The 22,391-nt window shown below is 57.4% G+C and carries 22 protein-coding genes; 8 read left to right on the forward strand and 14 right to left on the reverse strand.

The genetic code is table 11. From position 1 onward, the window contains the following. Positions 1 to 301: 301 nt before the first annotated feature. The 4 genes from purB to ACR3E2_RS06900 all read left to right on the forward strand — a co-directional run bounded on the left by purB (position 302) and on the right by ACR3E2_RS06900 (position 4,741). The gene (gene purB, locus ACR3E2_RS06885; RefSeq protein ID WP_480480359.1) at positions 302 to 1,606 is read left to right on the forward strand and encodes an adenylosuccinate lyase; all 1,305 of its coding nucleotides are present in this window, start codon (positions 302 to 304) and stop codon (positions 1,604 to 1,606) included. Positions 1,607 to 1,984: 378 nt separating this feature from the next. Next, positions 1,985 to 2,527 (forward strand): tetratricopeptide repeat protein, encoded by a 543-nt coding sequence (locus tag ACR3E2_RS06890; RefSeq protein ID WP_480480357.1) that lies wholly within the window; start codon positions 1,985 to 1,987, stop codon positions 2,525 to 2,527. Between the two features lie 69 nt (positions 2,528 to 2,596). After that, positions 2,597 to 3,697: a flagellar motor switch protein FliG gene (locus ACR3E2_RS06895; protein ID WP_480480355.1), complete on the forward strand. Its 1,101-nt coding sequence runs from the start codon at positions 2,597 to 2,599 to the stop codon at positions 3,695 to 3,697. A gap of 120 nt (positions 3,698 to 3,817) precedes the next feature. Continuing rightward, on the forward strand, positions 3,818 to 4,741 hold the full coding sequence (locus ACR3E2_RS06900; protein WP_480480353.1) for a lysophospholipid acyltransferase family protein: 924 nt from the start codon (positions 3,818 to 3,820) through the stop codon (positions 4,739 to 4,741). On the opposite strand, the gene ACR3E2_RS06905 is transcribed toward ACR3E2_RS06900, so the two are convergent. Further along, a complete protein-coding gene (locus tag ACR3E2_RS06905) occupies positions 4,742 to 5,443 on the reverse strand; it encodes a DUF1223 domain-containing protein (protein WP_480480351.1) in 702 nt (233 codons plus the stop codon). Positions 5,444 to 5,669: 226 nt separating this feature from the next. Here ACR3E2_RS06905 and acnA point away from each other — a divergent pair, with 226 nt between their 5' ends. Then, entirely contained in the window at positions 5,670 to 8,360 is a 2,691-nt protein-coding gene (gene acnA, locus ACR3E2_RS06910) for an aconitate hydratase AcnA (protein WP_480480349.1), read from the forward strand. Positions 8,361 to 8,486: 126 nt separating this feature from the next. Beyond that, positions 8,487 to 8,771, forward strand: a complete 285-nt coding sequence (locus ACR3E2_RS06915) for a putative quinol monooxygenase (protein ID WP_480480348.1) — start codon at positions 8,487 to 8,489, stop codon at positions 8,769 to 8,771. A gap of 18 nt (positions 8,772 to 8,789) precedes the next feature. On the opposite strand, the gene ACR3E2_RS06920 is transcribed toward ACR3E2_RS06915, so the two are convergent. The 10 genes from ACR3E2_RS06920 to yajC all read right to left on the reverse strand — a co-directional run bounded on the left by ACR3E2_RS06920 (position 8,790) and on the right by yajC (position 15,790). Continuing rightward, a complete protein-coding gene (locus ACR3E2_RS06920; RefSeq protein ID WP_480480346.1) occupies positions 8,790 to 9,326 on the reverse strand; it encodes a DsbE family thiol:disulfide interchange protein in 537 nt (178 codons plus the stop codon). After that, the gene (gene ccmD, locus ACR3E2_RS06925; RefSeq protein ID WP_480480344.1) at positions 9,319 to 9,477 is read right to left on the reverse strand and encodes a heme exporter protein CcmD; all 159 of its coding nucleotides are present in this window, start codon (positions 9,475 to 9,477) and stop codon (positions 9,319 to 9,321) included. The genes ACR3E2_RS06920 and ccmD overlap by 8 nt, the downstream gene beginning before the upstream one ends. Next, positions 9,474 to 10,247, reverse strand: a complete 774-nt coding sequence (locus tag ACR3E2_RS06930) for a heme ABC transporter permease (protein ID WP_267366837.1) — start codon at positions 10,245 to 10,247, stop codon at positions 9,474 to 9,476. Before ACR3E2_RS06930 ends, ccmD begins: the two co-directional genes overlap by 4 nt. Positions 10,248 to 10,308: 61 nt before the next feature. Next, on the reverse strand, positions 10,309 to 10,965 hold the full coding sequence (gene ccmB / locus ACR3E2_RS06935) for a heme exporter protein CcmB (RefSeq protein WP_480480342.1): 657 nt from the start codon (positions 10,963 to 10,965) through the stop codon (positions 10,309 to 10,311). Next, positions 10,962 to 11,576 (reverse strand): heme ABC exporter ATP-binding protein CcmA, encoded by a 615-nt coding sequence (gene ccmA, locus ACR3E2_RS06940; protein WP_480480340.1) that lies wholly within the window; start codon positions 11,574 to 11,576, stop codon positions 10,962 to 10,964. The genes ccmB and ccmA overlap by 4 nt, the downstream gene beginning before the upstream one ends. A 144-nt stretch (positions 11,577 to 11,720) precedes the next feature. After that, the gene (locus ACR3E2_RS06945) at positions 11,721 to 12,074 is read right to left on the reverse strand and encodes an Mth938-like domain-containing protein (RefSeq protein WP_480480338.1); all 354 of its coding nucleotides are present in this window, start codon (positions 12,072 to 12,074) and stop codon (positions 11,721 to 11,723) included. Positions 12,075 to 12,086: 12 nt separating this feature from the next. After that, positions 12,087 to 12,839: a sulfite exporter TauE/SafE family protein gene (locus tag ACR3E2_RS06950; RefSeq protein WP_480480336.1), complete on the reverse strand. Its 753-nt coding sequence runs from the start codon at positions 12,837 to 12,839 to the stop codon at positions 12,087 to 12,089. Then, the gene (secF, locus tag ACR3E2_RS06955) at positions 12,832 to 13,806 is read right to left on the reverse strand and encodes a protein translocase subunit SecF (RefSeq protein WP_480480334.1); all 975 of its coding nucleotides are present in this window, start codon (positions 13,804 to 13,806) and stop codon (positions 12,832 to 12,834) included. Before secF ends, ACR3E2_RS06950 begins: the two co-directional genes overlap by 8 nt. Before the next feature lies 1 nt (position 13,807). Beyond that, positions 13,808 to 15,469: a protein translocase subunit SecD gene (secD, locus tag ACR3E2_RS06960; protein ID WP_480480332.1), complete on the reverse strand. Its 1,662-nt coding sequence runs from the start codon at positions 15,467 to 15,469 to the stop codon at positions 13,808 to 13,810. Positions 15,470 to 15,502: 33 nt separating this feature from the next. Then, positions 15,503 to 15,790: a preprotein translocase subunit YajC gene (gene yajC / locus ACR3E2_RS06965; RefSeq protein WP_209503494.1), complete on the reverse strand. Its 288-nt coding sequence runs from the start codon at positions 15,788 to 15,790 to the stop codon at positions 15,503 to 15,505. A gap of 201 nt (positions 15,791 to 15,991) precedes the next feature. Between yajC and ACR3E2_RS06970 the strand changes: the two genes are divergently transcribed. After that, a complete protein-coding gene (locus ACR3E2_RS06970) occupies positions 15,992 to 17,656 on the forward strand; it encodes a mechanosensitive ion channel family protein (protein WP_480480330.1) in 1,665 nt (554 codons plus the stop codon). A gap of 72 nt (positions 17,657 to 17,728) precedes the next feature. Then, positions 17,729 to 19,021, forward strand: coding sequence for a serine--tRNA ligase (gene serS, locus ACR3E2_RS06975; protein ID WP_480480328.1), 1,293 nt, complete (start codon positions 17,729 to 17,731; stop codon positions 19,019 to 19,021). Between the two features lie 58 nt (positions 19,022 to 19,079). Here serS and ACR3E2_RS06980 read toward each other — a convergent pair whose 3' ends face one another. From ACR3E2_RS06980 to der, 3 genes are all read right to left on the reverse strand, one after another. Next, complete coding sequence (locus ACR3E2_RS06980) at positions 19,080 to 19,646, reverse strand: helix-hairpin-helix domain-containing protein (protein ID WP_480480326.1); 567 nt, start codon at positions 19,644 to 19,646, stop codon at positions 19,080 to 19,082. A gap of 92 nt (positions 19,647 to 19,738) precedes the next feature. After that, positions 19,739 to 20,722 carry a fatty acid desaturase gene (locus ACR3E2_RS06985; RefSeq protein WP_480480324.1) on the reverse strand — a complete coding sequence of 328 codons (984 nt, stop codon included), beginning with the start codon at positions 20,720 to 20,722 and terminating at the stop codon, positions 19,739 to 19,741. Between the two features lie 165 nt (positions 20,723 to 20,887). After that, on the reverse strand, positions 20,888 to 22,351 hold the full coding sequence (der, locus tag ACR3E2_RS06990; protein ID WP_480480322.1) for a ribosome biogenesis GTPase Der: 1,464 nt from the start codon (positions 22,349 to 22,351) through the stop codon (positions 20,888 to 20,890). Between the last annotated feature and the right edge of the window lie 40 nt (positions 22,352 to 22,391).

Raw genomic sequence — 22,391 nt, forward strand, 5'->3', positions numbered from 1 at the left:
TTGTCCAGCATCGCTTGGCAGCAAGGGCAGGACAGGCATCCACCCCAACTGGCGGCATGATCCGGTGAGACCTAGTTGCAGGCGCAAAACCTGCCTTATTGCGGAACCCTGCCCGTCAATGCCTTGCTATATCCTTTGCAAGACAGTTTTCCGAACCCGTCTGCTGCTGAAAAGCCCGAACAACCGGCAAGAATCAGGGCAAACCGTCTCATATACGCTCTCGCATCTTGTTCCCTACCCCGCACGCGGCTAAACCCCGCGCCAACGCCTCATCCAATCTGCAAAAAAGGTGCCGTCGCCTATGATTCCCCGTTATTCCCGCCCCGAAATGGTTGCCATCTGGTCGCCCGAGACCAAGTTCCGCATCTGGTACGAGATCGAGGCGCACGCGTGCGACGCCATGGCGGATCTGGGCGTGATCCCGCGTGAAAATGCCGAAGCCGTCTGGAAAGCCAAGGATGTGGAATTCGATGTCGCCCGCATCGACGAGATCGAGGCCGTCACCAAGCATGACGTTATCGCCTTCCTGACCCATCTTGCTGAGCATGTCGGCAGTGAAGAGGCGCGTTTTGTGCATCAGGGAATGACCAGCTCGGACGTGCTGGACACTTGTTTCAACGTACAGCTGACCCGCGCCGCCGACATCCTGATTGCCGACCTTGAAGGGCTTCTGGCTGCGCTCAAGCGCCGGGCGTTGGAACATAAGGACACGATTCGCATCGGACGCAGCCACGGCATCCACGCCGAACCGACAACCATGGGTCTGACCTTTGCCCGCTTCTACGCCGAGATGGACCGCAACCTGTCCCGGATGCGTGACGCACGTGCGGAAATCGCCACCGGAGCGATCAGCGGCGCGGTTGGTACCTTTGCCAATATCGACCCGCAAGTCGAGGAACATGTATGTGACAAGCTGGGTCTGGTGCCTGAGCCGATCAGCACGCAGGTCATTCCGCGTGACCGCCACGCGGCCTTTTTTGCAACGCTGGGCGTCATCGCCAGCAGCATCGAGAACATCGCCATCGAAATCCGCCACATGCAGCGGACCGAGGTACTGGAGGGGGCTGAGTTCTTCTCGATGGGCCAGAAAGGCTCTTCGGCGATGCCGCACAAGAAAAACCCGGTGCTGACTGAGAACCTTACCGGTCTGGCGCGCATGGTCCGCGCGGCCGTAATACCGGCGATGGAGAATGTCGCGCTCTGGCACGAACGCGACATCTCGCATTCATCTGTCGAGCGCATGATCGGTCCGGATGCCACAATCACGCTGGATTTTGCCTTGGCCCGCCTGACAGGTGTGGTCGACAAAATGCTGATCTTCCCGGAAAACATGCTGGAAAACATGAACAAGTTCCCAGGCCTTGTTATGAGCCAGCGGGTTCTCTTGGCCCTGACCCAGGCAGGTGTCAGCCGTGAGGACGCCTATGCCATGGTACAGCGCAACGCTTTGAAGGTTTGGGAACACCGCACCGACTTCAAGGAGGAACTGTTGGCGGATGCTGATGTAACTGCCGCACTCAGCCCTGCGGAGATCGAAGAGAAATTCGACCTCGGGTATCACACCAAGCATGTCGATACGATCTTTGCGCGCGTGTTTGGCGACTAACGGTTATCTTTTCAGTCTGTTAGCCGGGGGTGTTCTGCCACGTGCATTGTACCCCCTTGTTTTTTGCCAGACCAACGGAAATGCGGTATCCTGCATGTGCTTTTTCCATACGAGGGAAACATCATGATCCGAACACTCCTAAGCGCATTGGCACTGGTTCTTGTGGCCTCGGCCGGGCTTGCCTGCGAACAACATTCCAAACAGACCCAATCCTGCGCACCCGGGACAACGTGGGATACTGAAACAAAAAGCTGCGCGAAATCTGTTAACAGCTGACAATTTTTGTCCAGTTCGTGAATAAAAGCGACCGTTCCCCTGTTAGCTTTTTTGTAGATCACACTATGATTTCAATAAGAGCCCCGAGAACGGAGTAAAGAAATGCGCCTTTTGTTAGCTTCTGCCCTTGCTTTGCAAGCCTTTGCCTTCGCGCCAGCTGTCCATGCCGCAGGTGGTGACAGCAGCAGCCCGCCGAAACCGACGAATACAACCAAGAAATGCCTGTTCGGCCGTGTATATGACGAAACCCGTGGAAAATGCGTCAAACCCGACAAGTCAAGCCTGACAGATGATCAGCTGTATGATGCGGTCCGCGAACTGGCGTATGACGGGCAATACGGGCACGCTCAGGACATTCTGCGCATCATGGATCAGGACGATGATCGTGTCCTGACCTATTGGGGTTTCACCTATCGCAAGATGGGCGAGCTGGAACTGGCAAATGTCTTTTACCAAAACGCGATCAATGCCAACCCAGACAATCTTTTGGCGCGCAGCTACATGGCGCAGGGGTTTGTGTCCGAAGGCCGAACCGATCTGGCGATCGAGCAATGGCGCGAAATAAAGTCCCGTGGCGGAGAAGGCACCTGGGCCGAGGCATCGTTGCGCGAAGCGATCCGAACGGGCCTGACATACAGCTATTAAGGTTCAGGGTTATTTAACCCAACTCTCTCTAATCTGCCTGTGGTTTGAAAACTTTAGCTCCACAGGCAGATGCAGAACACCAACGCATTAATTCAAACGGTTCAAGGGGCTTCGGCCCCATTTTCCGCAGGAGGTGGCGACAGCCCGCGCCTTGTTCCCCGATCTTTGACCAGCCGTCAAAAGGCGGCTGTTGTCGTGCGCCTGTTGTTGAACGACGGCGCCGATCTTCCGCTGGAGGAGCTTCCCGATGACCTGCAAGAGAAACTGACACATCAATTGGGGGAAATGGGCCTTGTAGACCGGGCGACTCTGGGTGCTGTGGCGCAGGAATTCAGCGAAGCCCTGGACAATGTCGGTCTGGCCTTTCCACATGGTCTTGCCGGGGCCTTGGATGCCGTCAGTGGAAAAATCACACCCGCGACAGCCGCGCGTTTGCGCAAAGTTGCCGGAGTTCGTCAGATCGGTGATCCCTGGCAAAGGTTGCGCGACATACCAGCCCAGGACCTTGCGGCCATGGCACAGGCGGAAAGCACTGAAGTGGCCGCTGTGATGCTTTCAAAAATGGATACGGCACAGGCGGCGCAGATGCTGGGCCACATGCCGGGTCCGGTGGCGCGGCGGATCACCTACGCAATCTCGAAAACAGCAAATGTCACGCCCGAAGCGGTTGAGCGGATCGGCTGGTCACTGGCTGCTCAGCTGGATCAGCGGCCTGTTCAGGCCTTCAATGACGGTCCAGGCGCGCGGGTGGGTGCAATTCTGAACCAGTCTGCCTCCGCCACGCGCGACAACCTGCTGAACGCGCTGGATGAGGACGACGCCGATTTTGCCGATCTGGTGCGCCGCTCGATCTTTACCTTCGCCCATATCTCCAGCCGGATTTCGCCCCGTGATGTTCCAGCCATATTGCGGGAAGTCGATCAGCCTGTTCTGGTCGCGGCCCTGGCCGGTGCCGCCGCGGATGATGACAAGGCTTCTGTCGAGTTTCTGCTGTCGAATATCTCCTCTCGCATGGCAGAAAACCTGCGCGAGGAAATCGCGGAACGCGGGCGGGTCAAGCAATCTGAGGCCGAAGATGCCATGACCCAGATCGTTGGGGCGGTTCGTACCTTGTCTGACGCCGGAACAATTACGCTGATTGAAAAGGAAGACGACGAAAACACGGGTTGAGGCAGGAACAGGCGCACCCGCCAGATCGTTAGGGCAGCCATTTCGCCAGGGTGCTTGAGGTTACGGGTACCGGGTTGTATGTCTGAGGCAACATTTCGCAACACGCGGTGAGACACCTCCATGCCCGTCGAAAAGTCGGAGCTCAGCCGGTTTGAGCTTGGAAAATACTATGTCGCCAATCTGCTCCTGCAGGGAATCATCGGCGCTATGCGCCTGCTTCCTTATGAAAGGCGCATAGCAACCATGGGTGCAATCATGAAAACCCTTGCGCCCGTCGTTGGATTTCGCACCCGTGTCCGCCGGAATCTAAAGCTCACCTGCCCTGAATTGTCTGACGCCGAGATCACAAAGATCTATCGTGACGTGTCGGATAATGCCGGTCGGGCAATAATGGAGCATTTCTCACCCGAAGGTTTCATCGAACGTCAGGTGAACGCCAAGATATCCGGGCCCGGTATTGCTGCGTTTGACGCCGCGATTGCCGAAGGGCGTCCGGTGATGATGATCACGGCGCATTTCGGTCACTATCTGGCCGCGCGTGTTGCCCTGCAGAAACACAGCGGCAAGCCGATTGGATGCCTCTACCGGCGGATGGCCAATCCCTATTTCAACGACGCTTATGTCGAGGCTTTTTACAAAACCGGCGCACCGATGTTTGAACAGGGGCGGCGCGGTATGGTCGAAATGGTTCGGTCACTCAAGAACGGTGGAATTATCGCTATCGTGTCCGACCTGCATGCGCTGGGGGGCGAAGAGCTGACATTCTTTGGCAAGCCTGCCGTGACATCCGTGCTGAACGCAGAGCTGGCCATCAAATACAAGGCCGTACTGATACCGTGCTATGCCGTGCGCCAGCCAAACGGCATCGACTTTGAAATCATCCTGCATGATCCCGTGCCGCACACGGACCCAAAGACGATGACCCAGTTCACCAATGACGATCTGGAACAGATCGTGCGGCAGCATATGGGACAGTGGTTCTGGATCCACCGGCGTTGGAAAAGCTGGAACGGCCTTGGCGTTCAACCGGACGACATGCCCTGATCATTTGGCCCAAGTCGCGGCAACAATTGGCCCGTGACCGGCCCTTTGCACAAGCACAACGGCTGGCAAGTCTGGTTCCAGCTGCGCCGAGTAAGTCTGCGGCGCTTTCCCGTCCCACCGGCCTGCAATCTGCCATGTCTCAACAACATTGGCATAATCCAATTCCCGCCCGGCTAGTTCACCACGGCGGATCGAGGCATGGCGCAGAGGCGAATACTGAACGATACGCACGTCATAGATCTCACCTGCGGGCAATTCCACAGGCGTCACACTCACGGTCACTTCGTCAGCGTCTCGGGTTGCTGTCACCGCTGCCTCGGGGGCGGCCTTTAGATGCGCATCAATCAGACGGTCGAGCTCCTGAGCCTGAGCGCCGACAATATCGTGCTGACCATTTATGATCATCTGGGGCGTATAGATCATGGATTTTCCGTTTTCGCGGGCATAGGCCCGTTGCCGCAGCGTGTGATCAGGATCGGCATATTCGTCCTTCCAGCCGATGTAATCCCAATAGTCGACATGCAACGCCAGCCCGATGACATCGTCGCGTTTCGCCAGCTCATGCATGATCCGATCTGCCGGCGGGCAAGACGAACACCCCTGTGAGGTGAACAGCTCAACCACCACAGGATCCCCACCGGCCATGGGCTGGGTGGCGAGCAGGCAGGATATCAGGGCGGTCAAAGCAGCGGGTCTGAACATCAAAACTCTCGGATAAAGCGGGTGTTCTCTGGGATAGCCGTTTTGCCCTTCAACCGCCAATCAACGTTTCTTGAGGGCGGTATCTGCAATTCTCCGCCTAAATGTGTGCAATGGTATACAAAATTACAAATCCAGTGTCATTGAACCTTGAACCAACGGCTTGGGTGATGCAGATAACACTCAGCGATGCCCGAAATCCAAGTCATTTGAGAAGGGAGGCCACCAGATGCCCATTAAAGTCGGACAGGATACCGCCAAGACACGCCGCAGCCTGAACGTGAATGGCAAATCCATTTCCTACTATTCGATCCCCGCCGCGCAGCAGGCCGGTTTGGGTGATTTCTCCAACCTTCCTGCCGCGTTGAAAGTCGTGCTGGAAAACATGCTCCGATTTGAAGACAGCGGCTTTTCGGTCTCGGTCGATGACATCAAGGCATTTGCCGAATGGGGTGCCAATGGCGGCAAGAACCCGCGCGAGATTGCGTACCGCCCTGCCCGTGTGCTGATGCAGGACTTTACCGGTGTTCCTGCGGTGGTCGATCTGGCCGCCATGCGCGACGGAATCAAAGGCCTGGGCGGCGACGCACAGAAGATCAACCCGCTGAACCCGGTCGATCTGGTTATCGACCACTCGGTCATGATCGACGAGTTCGGGAACCCGCGTGCGTTCCAGATGAACGTCGACCGCGAATACGAGCGCAACATGGAACGCTATCAGTTCCTGAAATGGGGTCAGAACGCGTTCAATAATTTCCGCGTTGTGCCTCCCGGCACCGGTATCTGTCATCAGGTGAACCTGGAATATCTGGCACAGACTGTCTGGACTGACACCGATCAGAACGGCGAAGAAGTTGCCTATCCTGACACGCTGGTTGGCACCGACAGCCACACCACCATGGTCAATGGCATGGCCGTTCTGGGTTGGGGCGTCGGCGGGATCGAGGCCGAGGCCGCAATGCTGGGTCAGCCGATCTCGATGCTGATCCCCGAGGTGATCGGCTTCGAGTTGACCGGCTCGATGGTCGAAGGCACCACCGGTACGGACCTTGTTCTGAAGGTTGTCGAAATGCTGCGCGCCAAGGGCGTGGTGGGCAAATTCGTCGAATTTTATGGCGAAGGGCTGGACCGCCTGCCGCTGGCTGACCGTGCAACCATCGCCAATATGGCGCCGGAATACGGCGCGACCTGCGGCTTCTTCCCGATCGACGGCGAGACCCTGCGCTACATGCGCAACACTGGCCGCGACGAAGACCGCATCGCGCTGGTCGAAGCCTATGCCAAGGAAAACGGGTTCTGGAGAGGCCCGGATTATGCGCCGATCTACACGGACACGCTATCGCTGGACATGGGCTTGATCGTTCCTGCAATTTCAGGACCGAAACGCCCGCAGGACTACGTCGCACTGACCGACGCCAAGGCCGCTTTCACCAGGGAAATGAAAGAGACCTTCAAGCGCCCCATGGGCAAGGAAGTCGCCGTCAAGGGCGAAGACTACACCATGGAGTCGGGCAAGGTTGTAATTGCTTCGATCACCTCCTGCACCAACACTTCGAACCCTTACGTGATGATCGGTGCTGGCCTTGTGGCCCGCAAAGCCGCAGCGCTGGGTCTGAACCGCAAGCCTTGGGTCAAAACCTCGCTGGCACCCGGTTCGCAGGTTGTATCGGCCTACCTTGAGGCCGCTGGACTGCAAGATGATCTGGACAAGGTTGGTTTCAACCTTGTTGGGTACGGCTGCACCACCTGCATCGGCAACTCGGGCCCGATCCAGAAGGAAATCTCGGAAGCCATTGCCGAGGGCGATCTTGTCGCCACGTCGGTTCTGTCCGGCAACCGGAACTTCGAAGGCCGTATCTCACCGGATGTCCGCGCGAACTACCTGGCTTCACCGCCGTTGGTTGTTGTCTATGCGCTGGCAGGTACGCTCGACATCGATCTGACGTCCGAGCCTATCGGTCAGGACAAGGATGGCAACGACGTCTTCATGAAGGACATCTGGCCAACCCAAAGCGAAATCGCGGAACTGGTTGAAGCGACCGTAACCCGCGAAGCGTTCCAGTCAAAATATGCGGATGTCTTCAAGGGGGATGAGAAATGGCAAAGCGTCGAGGTACCGCAACAGGAAACCTATGACTGGCCGCCAACGTCGACCTACATCCAGAACCCGCCCTATTTCCAGGGTATGGGGGCGGAACCGGGCACGATCTCGAACATCGAAGGCGCTAAAGTTCTGGCCATTCTGGGCGACATGGTGACCACCGACCACATCTCACCTGCGGGATCATTCGCAACCACGACGCCGGCTGGCAAGTATCTGACCGACCGTCAGGTTCAGCCGCGCGAGTTCAACTCGTATGGCTCGCGACGGGGCAATCACGAAGTCATGATGCGCGGCACCTTCGCCAATATCCGCATCAAGAACGAGATGTTGGACGGAGTTGAAGGCGGATACACCAAAGGTCCGGATGGCGAACAGACGTCGATCTACGATGCCTCGATGGCCTATCAGGCCAATGGCACCCCGCTGGTCGTGTTCGGCGGCGAACAATACGGCGCGGGCTCAAGCCGCGACTGGGCGGCCAAGGGCACGGCGCTGCTGGGCGTCAAGGCCGTAATCGCCGAGAGCTTTGAGCGTATCCACCGGTCCAATCTGGTTGGCATGGGCGTGATCCCGTTCGAATTCACCGGTGGAGATACCCGCAAAACTCTGGGTCTGAAGGGGGACGAAACCGTCTCAATTCACGGGCTGGATACGGTCGAGCCGTTGCAGGACGTGCCCTGCACCATCACCTACGCAGATGGGGCTGAGACGACCATCCAGTTGAAATGCCGGATCGATACCGCGCCTGAGATCGAATACATCGAAAACGGTGGCGTGCTTCAATACGTGCTGAGGAATCTGGCGAAGGCCAACTAAGCCTGACCAGTCTGGACAAATGACAAGGGCGCCTGCGGGGCGCTCTTTCCTTTTCTGTATTTCAGTATCCCGTTCACGCATTTTTAAGTGGATTCCTTGACCCTGCTACAAAAACCGGAGACGCGTATGCAGGAAGTCGTCATTGTCAAATCCACGCCCCTGCCGGGGAAATTCGCGGCGCTTGCCAAACTGATCGGGGATCTGGTTGCCGAAACCCGAAAATTCCCCGGATGTCGTGCCGCTTATCTTCTGCTCTCGCCCGCAAACAACGAACAAGTCGTTGTTCACATCTGGGAAAACCCCGACGCGCTTGAAGCCTACCTGAACTGGCGTGCCGACAAAGGCGATTTTCTGCGAATCAACGAGTTTCTTGAGGTCGAGCAGGATTTCCAAACCTACCAGCTCGCCTGAACCAGAGGTTGAAAGGCCCTACTCAGCCGCTTTCTCAAGCGCAGGCCGGATGGTGCTTTCGATGACACGTTGCGTGATCGGGCCTGCAAAGCGCAGAATGATCGTTCCATCACCGTCGATCACGTAGGTCTCGGGAACACCGTACAAACCCCAATCAATTGCCATGCGGCCCTGTTCGTCGCGGCCCATGGCGACGTAAGGATCGCCAAGATCAGCCAGAAAAGCCTCGGCACTGCTCAGCTTGTCTTTGTAGTTGATGCCATAAACAGGGATGCCTTCAGCTGCCAGCGCTTCGAGATTGGGGTGCTCGACGCGGCATGGGGCGCACCAGCTGGCCCAATAGTTGACCAGCTTGACCTCTCCGTCCCGCAGCGTTTCGTCGTCGAAAAGGGTCTTTCCCGGAAACTCGGTTAGAACCACGGGCGGCGCCGGTTGGCCTTCGCGGGCCGAGGGCAAAGCGTTGGGATCTTCGCGAAACATGCCGATGCCTGCGAGAACCGCGAATGCGCCAAATATCAGAGGTGGCGCAATCATCAGGGGCGAGATTTTAGCCATTGCGCGACATCCTCTGTTCGACCTTTTCCATTTCCGCACGCACCTTGCGCCCGCGCATCACGCTGAACGCAACCAGTACCACGATAAGGGCAATGGAAACGGCATAAGACGACAAAACAGCGTCTGCATATTTTCCAAGATCGGGGATCATCCGCCCACCCTTTCCCGTGCCTGTAACGCCTTGATACGACGGGCGCGAATTTCCGTTCCGGTGCGGTACAACACCAAGGCGATGAACAGCAGAACAAATCCGATGATGCAGGCCAGCAGGGGGTAGAAAAAGACGTTGCTGACTTTCTCTTCCGTATCCGCCCCGGTAACGGCCCCGGCCCGCATGACCGATGCGCCCTGATGCAGGCCCTGATTCCAGAAATTCACCGCATACCGGCTGAGGATCGCAAAGACCGACCCAACAAGACACAGAACCGAGGTCAGATCAGCTGCGGTATCAGGGTCCTCAATAGCTTCCCACAAGGCGACATAGCCAAGGTAGAACAGAAACAGGATCAGAAACGATGTCAGGCGCGGATCCCAGGCCCACCATGTGCCCCACATGGGCTGTCCCCAGATGGCCCCGGTCAGCAGCGCAATCAGGGTCATTACAATCCCGATCGGTGCAGCAGCCCGTGCCGCAAGCGCGCTGACATGGTGGCGACGCACCAGCCAGACCAATGAGGTGGCCAGCATCATCAGCCAGCAATTGATCGCCATCAGGGCCGCCGGAACATGCAAATAGATGATCTTGACCGTCGACCCCTGCTTGTAGTCGTCCGGTGTAAAGAAAAAGCCCCAGGTCAGACCGACAACGATGCAGAGGATCGAGACGATCCAGAAAAACGGCAGGACCCGTTCGCTGGTTTCAAGAAACTTGCGCGGGTTGGCATATTCCCAGAGGGCGTTGGCTTTGGCTGCGATTGACATGGGCCCTATCTAGTCCGAGTTGGGGTGGTTCTCAATTGACATCCATCAAACTTGTCGCGGTTCACCGCAGATTGATACGTAGCACGGCAGCGCTGGCAAAGGGCAACAATGCGATGGTTGCCGCCGTGATCCCGGCCAGCATCAGCAGTGGCGTCTGCACCTCCATCCCTGTTGCTCCACGCCGGGCAACTTCGGCCCCGAAAATCAGGGTGGGGACGTAAAGCGGCAACACCAGAAGCGACAGCAATAGCCCGCCACGTTTCAGACCAACGGTGAGCGCAGCACCAAATGTCCCGATGACGCTCATGGCCGGGGTACCGATCAGGAGCGAGATCACCAGCCAGAAAAACCCCGGTAGCGGCAGGTTCAGCAAGACACCCAGAAACGGCGCGGCCAGAACCAGCGGCAGACCAGTGGTCAGCCAGTGGGCCAGCGCCTTGACTGTGACAACCGATTCAAGCGGCAGCGGTGCCGTGGCCAGCAGGTCGAGCGAGCCGTCTTCCCAGTCCAGTGCCAGCAGGCGGTCAAGCGACAGAAGGCAGGCCAGCAAGGCCCCCAGCCAGAGCACACCGGGCGCAATCGTGGACAGCAGCGAGGATTGCGGCCCCACGGCAAATGGCACCATCACAGTCACGATCAGGAAAAAGGCCAGACCCAGCCCAAACCCGCCGCCTGCGCGGAAAGCCAGTTTCAGGTCGCGCAGCAACAGGGCGATCACAGGAAACCTCCGTCGAAATCGTCGATGGGTTTGGGTTTGGCCTTGTTAGGACCGACGTCCAGAACCTCGCCATCAAGGCCAAGGTCGATATGGGTCGCGATCAGGGCTGACCCGCCCTGCCCCAGATGTGCCCCCACCGCATCGGCAAACATTTGCACCGCGTTCCTGTCCAGCGAGACGGTCGGTTCGTCCAGCATCCAGATTGGCCGCCCTGTGACCAGCATCCGCGCCAGCCCCAACCGCCGTTTCTGGCCCGCCGACAGATTGCCGGCGTGACGGTCGGCGAGTTCGTTCAACTCAAAAGCGTCCAGCGCCGGCTGGATGTCATATGTACCAAAGACCGCTGCCCAGAATGTCAGGTTTTCAGTCACCGACAATGTCGGTTTGAGCCCGTCCGAATGGGACGCGTAGGCGATCCGGTCCTCGGCCCCTTCGATCTTGCCTTCCAGCGGAGGCTGCAAGCCAGCCAACGTGCGCAGAAGCGTCGTTTTGCCGATCCCGTTTGGGCCCCGCAGGATCAGAGCCTTGCCCGGCGACAGCTGAAAGCTGAGGCCCTCAAGGACGGGAACACCGCCACGTGTGATCGACAGATCTGTTACAGTCAAAGTCATGAGACCCGCTTAGCGGATTGTCCGCAGGGGCAAAAGGCGAGATTTGCCGCAGGATGCCAGCGCACCACAGCCGGCACATGTCGGAGTGAGGGGCCAGCCCCTCACACTCCCCGGGATATTTTTGGCCAGATGAAGAGAATCCCGTCAGACAGGGATCAGGGCAAGTGCGATGCGGCGACCTTCGGCGAGCAGCACATTGTAGGTGCGGCAGGCGGCGGGGGAGTTCATGATTTCAACACCAAGTCCGACATTTTCCAACTCAACCCGTAGCGATTGGGGGATGTGGGCCATGTCTGCGCCCGTGCCGATAAGCAGGACGTCGATCCTGCCCGCCAGGTCCAGAAGGGGGTGTCGGTCGTCATAGCCGCCCCACTCTGCCGGGCCTGCCGGGCCTGTCAGGACAGCGCCGTGGAAGACATCGCCGCCAATTCGAAAAAAACCGGGGCCATAACCGTCTATGGGTTTGGCATCTGTAAAAGTAATCTGATTCAGACGCATGATGTCCCTTCTTCAATCCAGAAGCGGCAGTCCGGAAATGACCGCAATCAGGATGACCGAATAGGCCGCGAGGCGGTAGATCCGTTCCAGTTTCGGGTCGAACAATGCTTTGCCGATAAGCGTAGTGATCAGATAAGGCACACACAGCAGCAGGACAATCCATAGGATCGACAAATCTGCGGCACCGCTGATGAGGATGTTGAAAACGATGACAACGTCGAGCAATGCCAGAAAAATGATGGTGTTGGCACGAATCTTGCGCACATCTGTGGAACTGGCCAGATAGAACACGATGACAACCGGGCCGGTCAGCCCGGTCATGCCGCCGACAACGCCTGCGCTACCGCCGATGGCGAGACGTCCGGGCAGTCCCAGTTTACCCTCCCACCGCCAGCCAGTAACCACGGCCAGCAGGGTCAGACCGGTAATGCCGCAAACAACCCAGCGCAGCGCAACCGAGTCCACCTGCACCATGATCCACAGCCCCAGCGGCACGGTTATCGTTGCGGCAAAGCCCAGAGTGCTGATTTCGACCTTGTCACAATCCCGCCACGCCTGCGGAGCCAAGGCAAAGGTTGATGCAATACCGGTGGCGGCCATCAGAAAGACCACTTCTGCAATAGGCAGGAACTGGGTCGCCACCGGCACAAAGATCATCGCGGTGCCAAAACCTGTGAAGCCGCGGACAAGTCCCGCGGCTCCGATGGTAAGGATCAGCCAAGTGAGGCCCGGCAGGGCCAAGGCCTGTTGTAGAGCCTCAGGCATCAATATTGGCAAACTGGTTGCCCGCCGTATTCGACGGTTTGGACCAGTCGCGCTTGACCCCCAGCCACAGCAGGATGGTTGAGGCCACGAAGACCGACGAATAGGTCCCGACAACGACACCCCAGATCATCGCGAAGACAAATCCGCGGATGACGTCCCCACCCAGCAGATAAAGCGAGATCAGCGCCAGTAAAGTTGTGACCGAGGTCATCACCGTTCGGCTCAGGGTTTCGTTGATCGATACGTTCAGAACCTCTTTCAGGTCCTTCTTTTTGTATTTCCGCAGATTCTCGCGCACCCGGTCGAAGACGACAACCGTGTCGTTCAGCGAATAGCCGACGATGGTCAGCAGCGCCGCGATGATCGCCAGATCGAAGCGGATTTGCAGTTCCGAGAAGATGCCGATGGTCAGGATCACATCGTGCACCAATGCGGCAACTGCCCCCAGTGCAAACTGCCATTCAAAGCGCAGCCAAATGTAGACAAGAACGGCGCCGATGGCCAAGACAACCGCGATAACAGCAGTCTGGATCAGCTCGCCCGACACTTTTGGGCCAACGGATTCGACGCTTTCAAAGGGCAGTTTTAGTCCGGGGTCTGCGGCAGCCAGCGCTTCGCCGACCTGGGTGATCACATCTGCGGTGACCGCTTCGGCGTCTTCCTGAGCCTGAATACGGATCATCGCGACATTTTCATCGGGACCGAAGCTTGGATCAAAAATCTCGGTGATGGTGACGTCACCCAGTTGCAGCGGAGACAAAGCATCGCGGTATACACCCACGTCGATTGCATGATTGCTTTGGGTCCGGATCGTGGTTCCACCGCGGAAATCGATGCCGAAGTTCAGCCCCTGCAGCAGAAATGAGGTGAACGCAATCACCATCATCAGGCCGGAGATTCCAAGCCAGATTTTCCAACGATTGAAGAAGTCGAACGAGGTGTTCTGCGGTACGAGTTTCAGTCTCATGTCAAACCTCGATCGTTTTCGGTCGGCGGCGTTCGAACCACATGACAACCATCAGGCGCGTCACGAAGATCGCGGTGAAGACGGATGTCAGGATACCCAGGCCCAGAGTGATCGCGAACCCGCGCACAGGGCCGCTGCCCATGGCAAACAGGATAACGGCGGTGATGAAAGTGGTTATGTTGGCGTCCAGAATGGCCGACAACGCCTTTTCATAGCCCAGATCGATGGCGCGGGCCGGACCTCTGGCGGATTTCAGTTCTTCGCGGATGCGCTCAAAGATCAGCACGTTGGCATCCACTGCCATACCGACCGTCAGAACGATCCCCGCAATCCCCGGCAGTGTCAGTGTTGCGCCGATCAGGGACAGCAAGCCGAACAACAGGCCCACGTTGATGATCAGCGCGATATTGGCGAAGACACCGAACAGGCCATAGCTGAGCGCCATGAATACCAGCACCGCGACAAAGGCCACGATTGTGGCAACTTTACCTGCGTCGATACTGTCCTGCCCCAGTTCGGGGCCGATGGTGCGTTCTTCCAGGAATTCTAGCCCTGCAGGCAAAGCACCGGCACGCAGCAGGACGGCCAGATTGGTGCTTTCCTCAACGGTGAAGTTACCGGTGATGATGCCCGACCCGCCCGGGATATGGCTTTGGATCACGGGGGCCGAGATCACTTCATCATCCAGCACGATGGCAAAGGGTGCGCCGATGTTGTCACGGGTATAATCCCCGAACTTGCGCGCACCGGATGTGTTGAACCGGAAGTTGACCGCAGGGCGGCCGTTCTGATCGAAGGACGGCTGGGCGTCGACCAGTTCCTCTCCTGTCACGACCGGAGCGGATTCGATGTTGTAATAAACTTCGTTTTCGTCAATCGACGGCACGATTTTTTCACCGACGCCTGCGACGGCATCCGGATCGGTTCCGCGCCCGACAACCGGATTAAACGTCAACTGTGCCGTTGTTCCGATGATTTCCTTAAGTTCGCCCGCACTGCCGATACCCGGCACCTGAATCAGGATTCGATCCGTCCCCTGGCGCTGGATTGTGGGCTCTCGCGTACCGACTTCGTCGATCCGGCGGCGGATGATTTCCAGCGCCTGACGCACCGTGCGATCATCCGAGGCCAGTTTTTCTGCCTCGGACAGTTGAACAACAATCGTGTCGCCATCCGCACGGGCTTCGATATCTGTGGCACCTACACCTGTCAGTGTCTGCACCTGCCGGGCCAGACCGCGAACAACCTCCAACGCCTGTGGCATTCCTTCGGGCTGGCTGATGCGCACGCGAATCTCATCCGCGGCCGAGTCCTGACGGCGGATGGTTCCCACCGTGGCACGTTCATCGCGCAGCGCGTCGCGGATTTCCGGCCACATCGCCTCCATCCGGGATTCGTAGACGTCCTGCACCTGAACTTCAGCCAGCAGATGCGCACCGCCGCGCAGGTCGAGGCCAAGATTGACCAGGGATGACGGCAGCCAGTTCGGCCATTGCGCGGCTTCAGCCTGTATCTGCGGCGTGTCATTGCCCAGCTCGATCGCAGCCTTGGCGTCGTTGGATTGCTCGACCCGCGTGTAAAACGCGTTTGGCAGGGCCATGAGCAGACCGGTCACGCAGACCAGCCAGATCAGAACCCGCTTCCAGGTATCAAATTGCAGCATTACCCTGCCTTTTCAAGGAATTGTCGCGCGAAGTTACTTCGCCGGCTCGGTCTTGTTAAGAACCTGGGCGATGGTCGATTTGACCACGCGAATCTTGACGCCCTCGGCGATTTCGACCTCGATCTCGTTATCGCCTTCCTTGACCTTCGATACCTTGCCGATCACGCCGCCTTGCGTGATCACCTGATCACCCCGACGCACGGCATCAACCATGGCCTGATGTTCCTTCATCTTCTTTTGCTGCGGACGGATCAGCAGGAAATACATGATCGCGAAGATCAGGATCAGCGGGAGAAACTGGGCGATTGCGCCACCATCCATGGGACATTCCTTTGTTCTAGTCTTGCGGCACAGTTCCGCAAATTTGGGCGGAACCTATGCTTTGAAATGTCGGTTTGCAAGCAAAGGCGGTCATGTAACCCACTTGAATACAGGCATGTCCCGGCAACTACGGGCAAAGCGTTGCAGATATGTCCTAGGAACATAACCGAAACCGGGTATAGTTTATCTGAAGGGGGACACATGACACGGCCACTCAAGCCTTTCCTTTCGTTGCTTTATTTACTGACTGCCCTGTCGGTGAGCGTGTGGCTGTCTGGTGCGGCCTTGTCGCAGGAAGCACCCGCTGAATCGCCCCTGTCCGAGACTTCGGAATCGGACACGTTCATGGCCCCGGTCATCGTGGACGGGGACGTTCTGTTTCAGGTGCGAGGATCAAGCGCTCTGCCTGCTCCGGAGCGCGCCGAGGACGTACAGAACAAGATCATTGCGGTTGCGGAAGCGTCGGAAGCACCTTTGGTCGAGATCACATATGAAGAGACCGAATTTGGCATCTGGATTCTGGCCGATGGCCAAAGAATCTCGATCGTTACTAAAGCTGACTCTGAACTGGATCAGATGGAACTAAGTGTTCTGAGCGTTTTGCATGGCAATGCGATCAAACAATCCATTGAGGCGTATCGAGCCAACCGAACCGATCAGGCGCGCGTTTCCGGTGCTATCGAAGCGGCTGCCTGGACGTTGGGATTTGCCCTGTTTGTTGTCACAATCCTGTGGCTGCACCGTCGGATCAGGCGTCGCACATTGAAGCTGGTAAAACGCTACTTAAAGGATGTCGAAACGGCGACAGCCAAAAGCGTTCAGGCCGAAGCAATCGCGGCCCTTATCCGCTATGGTCTGAACTTCGTGCTGCTGATCATCTTCTTTCTCGGTTTCTACTATTACCTGTCCTTTGTTCTTTTGGCTTTTGCGGAAACCAGATATTTCGCACAGCTTCTGCTAACCTATCTGACCGAGCCGGTGCTGCTTATCTTCCGGGGCATCCTCAGCTATATCCCCAATCTGATTATGCTGGGCCTGATCACATGGGTCATGCTGTATATCATCAAAGGTCTGCGCGTGTTCTTTGATGCGGTCGAAGCCGGTTCGTTCGAAATGGGTGATTTCGAAAAACACTGGGTCAACCCGACGTTCAACATTGCCCGTGTCGTCGTTATTCTGATCGCGCTGGTTTTTGCGGTTCCCTATATTCCGGGCTCAGACTCGGCCGCGTTCCAGGGGTTAACCCTTCTGGTCGGCGCCATGCTGTCTTTGGGCGCGAATTCAGTCGTGTCCAACATGCTGGCCGGGCTTTTTGTGATTTACCGCAGGTCTACCTCAATCGGCGACCGTATCCAAATCGGAGACCATATCGGCGATGTCGTTCAGATCAAACTGATGGAGACCCATCTTAAGTCGATCAAGAACGAACTGATTTCAATCCCCAATGCACAGTTGATGAATTCAGATGTCGTGAACTTTTCGAAGAAAACTGATGGTAACGGGCTGTTGCTGCACACGACCGTTGGCATCGGCTACGAAGAACCCCCTGAAAAGGTTGAGGCGATGCTGATTGAGGCCGCCAACCGCACCAAAGGTATCAAGGCCAATCCTGAACCTTTTGTGCTGTGGACGGCGTTGGCCGACTACGCGATCAACTATCAGATCAACGGCTATACCACCCGCGGCAGCATCATTCCCAAAATCCGTTCGGACCTGCATCGAAACATTGTTGCGGTATTTAACGAAAACAATGTGCAGATCATGACGCCTTCTTATGTGGCTGACCCGCCTGAGCCTAAAATACCGGCCGGGGCATGGGAGGGCCATCTGGCGCATGAAACCCACGAAGACGCTGATAAGACGTAACCGGTGCTACACCCTGCCCCGCAGATGGTGCATAAGCGGGTTCAGTGATTCACGCATTCAAGGATCTGAGACATGCACGACATCCGCGCCATTCGCGAAAACCCTGCCGCTTTCGACGCCGCCTTAGCGCGCCGTGGGGACGCGCCGGTGTCGTCAGATCTGCTGAGGCTGGACGAAAGCCGGCGTGCCAAGATTCTGGCTGCCGAAACCGCACAGGCCGAACAAAACAAGGCCAGCAAGGAAGTCGGTGCAGCCAAAGGGCGCGGCGACGAGGCTGAATTCGAACGCCTGCGCGCGCTGGTCGCCGAGAAAAAGGCCGAAGTCGCCCGGATGCAGACCGAGGCCAAGGATCTGGATGCCTTGCTAACCGATCAACTGGCCCGCATCGCCAACCTGCCCGCCGATGACGTACCGCAAGGCGCGGACGAAAACGACAATGTCGAAGCCAACCGCTGGGGCACCCCGCGCGATTTCAGCTTTGCACCGAAAGAGCACTACGACATTCCCGCCGTCGCAGCCGCAATGGATTTCGAAACCGCCGCTAAAACCAGCGGCAGCCGGTTTGTGAACCTGTCCAAGGGGGTTGCCCGGCTCCACCGTGCGCTGGCCCAGTTCATGTTGGACACACATATCGACAAGAACGGGCTGACAGAAATGCAGACACCGGTTCTGGTTCGGGATGAGGCGATGTATGGCACTGATAAACTGCCTAAATTCGGTGACGACAGCTATCAGACGACCAATGGCTGGTGGCTGATCCCGACCTCCGAGGTCACGCTGACCTATTCAGTGGCCGGTGACATTCTTGAAGAGTCTGCCCTGCCCATCCGTATGACCGCCCATACCGTCTGTTTCAGGTCCGAGGCAGGAAGCGCGGGCAAGGACACTGCAGGAATGCTGCGCCAGCACCAGTTCGAAAAGGTCGAGATGGTCTCGATCACCCATCCCGACGCGTCAGATGACGAACAAAAGCGCATGTTGCGCTGCGCCGAGGATCTGCTGGAACAGCTGGGTATCCCCTATCGCACTGTTGTTTTGTGCACCGGTGATATGGGCTTTGGCGCGCGCCGCACCTATGACATCGAAGCGTGGCTGCCCGGACAGGACACCTATCGCGAGATCAGCTCGGTCTCGACCACAGGTGCGTTTCAGGCGCGTCGGATGAATGCCCGTTTCCGGCCTGAAAGTGGTGGCAAACCCGAATTTGTTCATACTCTGAACGGTTCCGGTCTGGCTGTCGGGCGTTGTCTGATCGCAGTTCTGGAGAATGGGCAGAATGAAGACGGCACTGTTTCGCTGCCCGAGGTACTTGGCCCCTATCTGGGCGGCAAGCTGACCCTGCAACTTGACGGTACTTTGGCCTGACACACAAAACCGGCACCGTCAGGCACCGGTTAGGACATCAACTGAAGGCGAAGAGGTTTTACTTCTTCGCTTTTTTCTTGTCCTTCTTCTTTCCGCCTATCTTGCCGTCTTTCTTTTTTCCGTCCTTTTTTGACTTTTTGTCCTTTTTGGACTTGGCTTTCACCTTGTCTTTGGCCTTGGAAAAGGCGGCTTCCATCTCTTTGCGCTTCTTCGCGGCTTTTTCGGCCTTAGCCTTGGCTTTGGCCTTTTTCTTTTCAGCAGCCTCGGCTTTTTCGGCGGCTGCTTTTTCTTCTGCCGCCTTGCGTGCGGCTTCCTCGACCCGTTTCTCGGCTGCGGCTGCGGCGATTGTTTTGCGGGGTGCGGCTTTGCGTGCGGTCGGTCTGCGCGTCGCGGGCGTCCGGGCCGCAGTTCGGCGTGTTGCCGGTTTCGCAGCAGGCGGTTTTGCAGCAACGGCATCTTTGGCAGATGCAATCAAAACCAGCGCGCGCGCCTCACCGATCCGAGGGACCTTGACCAAATCAGCAGGAGTGGCCTTGGCTATCGCCTCGGCCGTCTTGAAGCCATTGGCAACAAGGGCCTGGCCAAGTGCCTCTCCTACACCTTTTATGTCGGTCACTGCGGTCATTATAGGTCCTCTCTCTGTCTCGTTACCGACTCGTATATACAAAAGATACACGAGCCCGCAAGCTGTGTGGTGGTCGCCTCTGTTCTGCCAGCTTAGTTATGAGCAAGACCAGCGGTTCGGTTGTCTCTCGGAAAGGGTACGAGGCGCTTGGCATTTTCGTCCCATAGCTTCAGGTTCAATGCTGCCACGGCCTCGGGAAATTTGATCCGGCGGGGGGTATATTCCGGCGGCAGGTTATAGTGGCAGGCACGCAGGCGATATGATGGGATACGCGCGTTGAAATGGTGGATGTCATGCAACGTGATGCAAGCCACAGCCATATCGAACCACCATCCGAAATCCAGCGCGGATGACCCCTCAAGCGCTGCTGTCTGAGGGTTCAAATCGGGGCGGCGATCCCAATAGGTGTCTTCGAAATTGTGCTGAAGATAAACGAGGAAGACGCCCAGCATTCCACCCAAAAAGGAAAACACCAGCCAGACCCAAATGCCCGTCATACCCGCGATCAGATACAACAATCCAAGAAAAACAACGATCGACAGGTTGTGCAACACCACACCTTTGGCGCCAAAACGCGCCGTATTCTTGGGCCAGCGGTATCGGATGAAATAGGTGAACAACGCGCCGGCCGGAACCAGGATGAACGGATTGCGATACAGCCGGTAAAACAAACGTGTTTTCCAATCAGCTGCATTCCACTCTCGCAGGGTCATCGTGTGAATTTCACCTGTCTCGCGGTGCTCAAGATTTCCGATGCCCGCATGGTGCAAATTGTGGTTCTGTTTCATCACCTCGAACGGGGCGAAAGTGAAGGGAGACAGGCCATGCCCTGCCCATTCGTTTTGCATACGTGTCTCGAACAGAGAGTGGTGCCCGCAATCATGTTGCAGCACATAAAGCCGTACTGCGGCAAAGGCGAACACGATCCCGGCGGGTATCATGATGTACCATCGATCAACAAATGTGATCGCAACGGTCAGCGACGCGAAATACACCGCAAATGTGCCAAAATAACTTGCCGCGGCCAATCTGTTGTCCTGCACCGCGTAATGTCTTGTATATTCCCTCAAATCCATCCAGCCGTCTCCTTACGATGGCCGTTCAGTTTTCTGTTCAAATCTAGGTGCGGCTAGTCCGCGTGCAAGCAGTGCGTGCCCAAACAAATGCACACGCATGAATGCTAGCGTGGTGAACAGAAACTGTCACGCCCCCGTGAGGTAAGATGCTGAAAATTGGCGCAGTTACGCGCGGCCTTTGAGATGCTTGGCCAAGGCGCCCGCATTCTTCTTGCGCCTCCCCTTATATGGGTTCTTGTCACCCTGCCCGCGCAGCGTCAGACGGATTGGGGTGCCAGGCATGTCAAAGTCCTGACGCAGCCCGTTGACCAGATAGCGGGTATAGCTTTCGGGCATCTTATCGGGATGAGAACACATCACAACAAAACCCGGCGGCCGCGTTTTCGCCTGGGTCATATAGCGCAGCTTGATGCGGCGGCCCTGCGGGGCCGGCGGCGGGTGTTGTTCCAGCATGGCAGTCAGCCACCGGTTCAACGCCGCGGTTGGCACACGGCGGTTCCAGACATCATGGGCGCGCAGGATGGCGGCGCGCAATCTCTCAAGCCCGCGGCCCGTTTTCGCCGAGACGGTAACCAGAGGGGCACCGCGCAGCTGCGGCAGCAAGCGATCAAAGGCTTCTTTCAGCTCCCGCAGCTTTTCCTGCTTGTTTTCCTCGACGTCCCACTTGTTTACAGCAACAACAACAGCCCGGCCTTCACGTTCGGCCAAGTCGGCAATTCTCAGGTCCTGTTGTTCAAACGGAATGGCCGCGTCCAGCAGTACGACGACAACCTCGGCGAACTTCACCGCGCGCAGACCGTCTGACACCGAAAGCTTTTCAAGCTTTTCCTGTACCTTTGCTTTCTTGCGCATTCCCGCCGTGTCAAAGATCCGCATCGGAGTGCTTTCTCCGTCCGGGTCGGCCCAATCGATCCGCAGGCTGATAGCGTCACGGGTAATCCCGGCCTCGGGCCCCGTCAACAGGCGGTCTTCGCCGATGATCTTGTTGATCAGCGTGGACTTGCCCGCATTCGGACGGCCGACCACGGCCACCTGCAACGGCTTGGCAGCGGTGATCAGGGGCATTTCGCCCTCACCGTCTTCATCCAGCTCAATATCTGTTTCCGGGGCTTCTTCGACCTGTTTTTCCTCGGCTGCATCCGCCAATGGCATCAGCTGAGCATAAAGGTCGGTCATCCCCTCGCCATGTTCACCCGACATGCGCACCGGTTCACCCAAACCCAGATTGTATGCCTCGAGCACCCCGGCATCCGCTGCGCTGCCTTCAGCCTTGTTGGCCGCAAGGATCACGTGCTTGGACCGCTTGCGCAGGATTTCTGCAAACATCTCATCCGTGGGCGTCAGCCCGACCCGCGCGTCGATCATGAACAGGCAGACATCGGCCATGTCCACGGCGCGCTCGGTCAGGCGGCGCATCCGGCCCTGCAAACTGTCATCTGTCGCGTCTTCAAGCCCGGCCGTGTCGATTACGGTAAAGCGCAGATCGCCCAGACGCCCTTCGCCCTCGCGCAAGTCACGCGTCACACCAGGCTGGTCGTCGACCAGGGCCAGACGTTTGCCCACGAGGCGGTTGAACAATGTGGATTTGCCCACATTCGGGCGCCCCACGATGGCGAGGGTCAGCGACATGATACTCTACTTTCAAGACTCAAGTTGCGCCCTTTAACGC

The organism is Ruegeria sp. AL7, assembly GCF_056536105.1.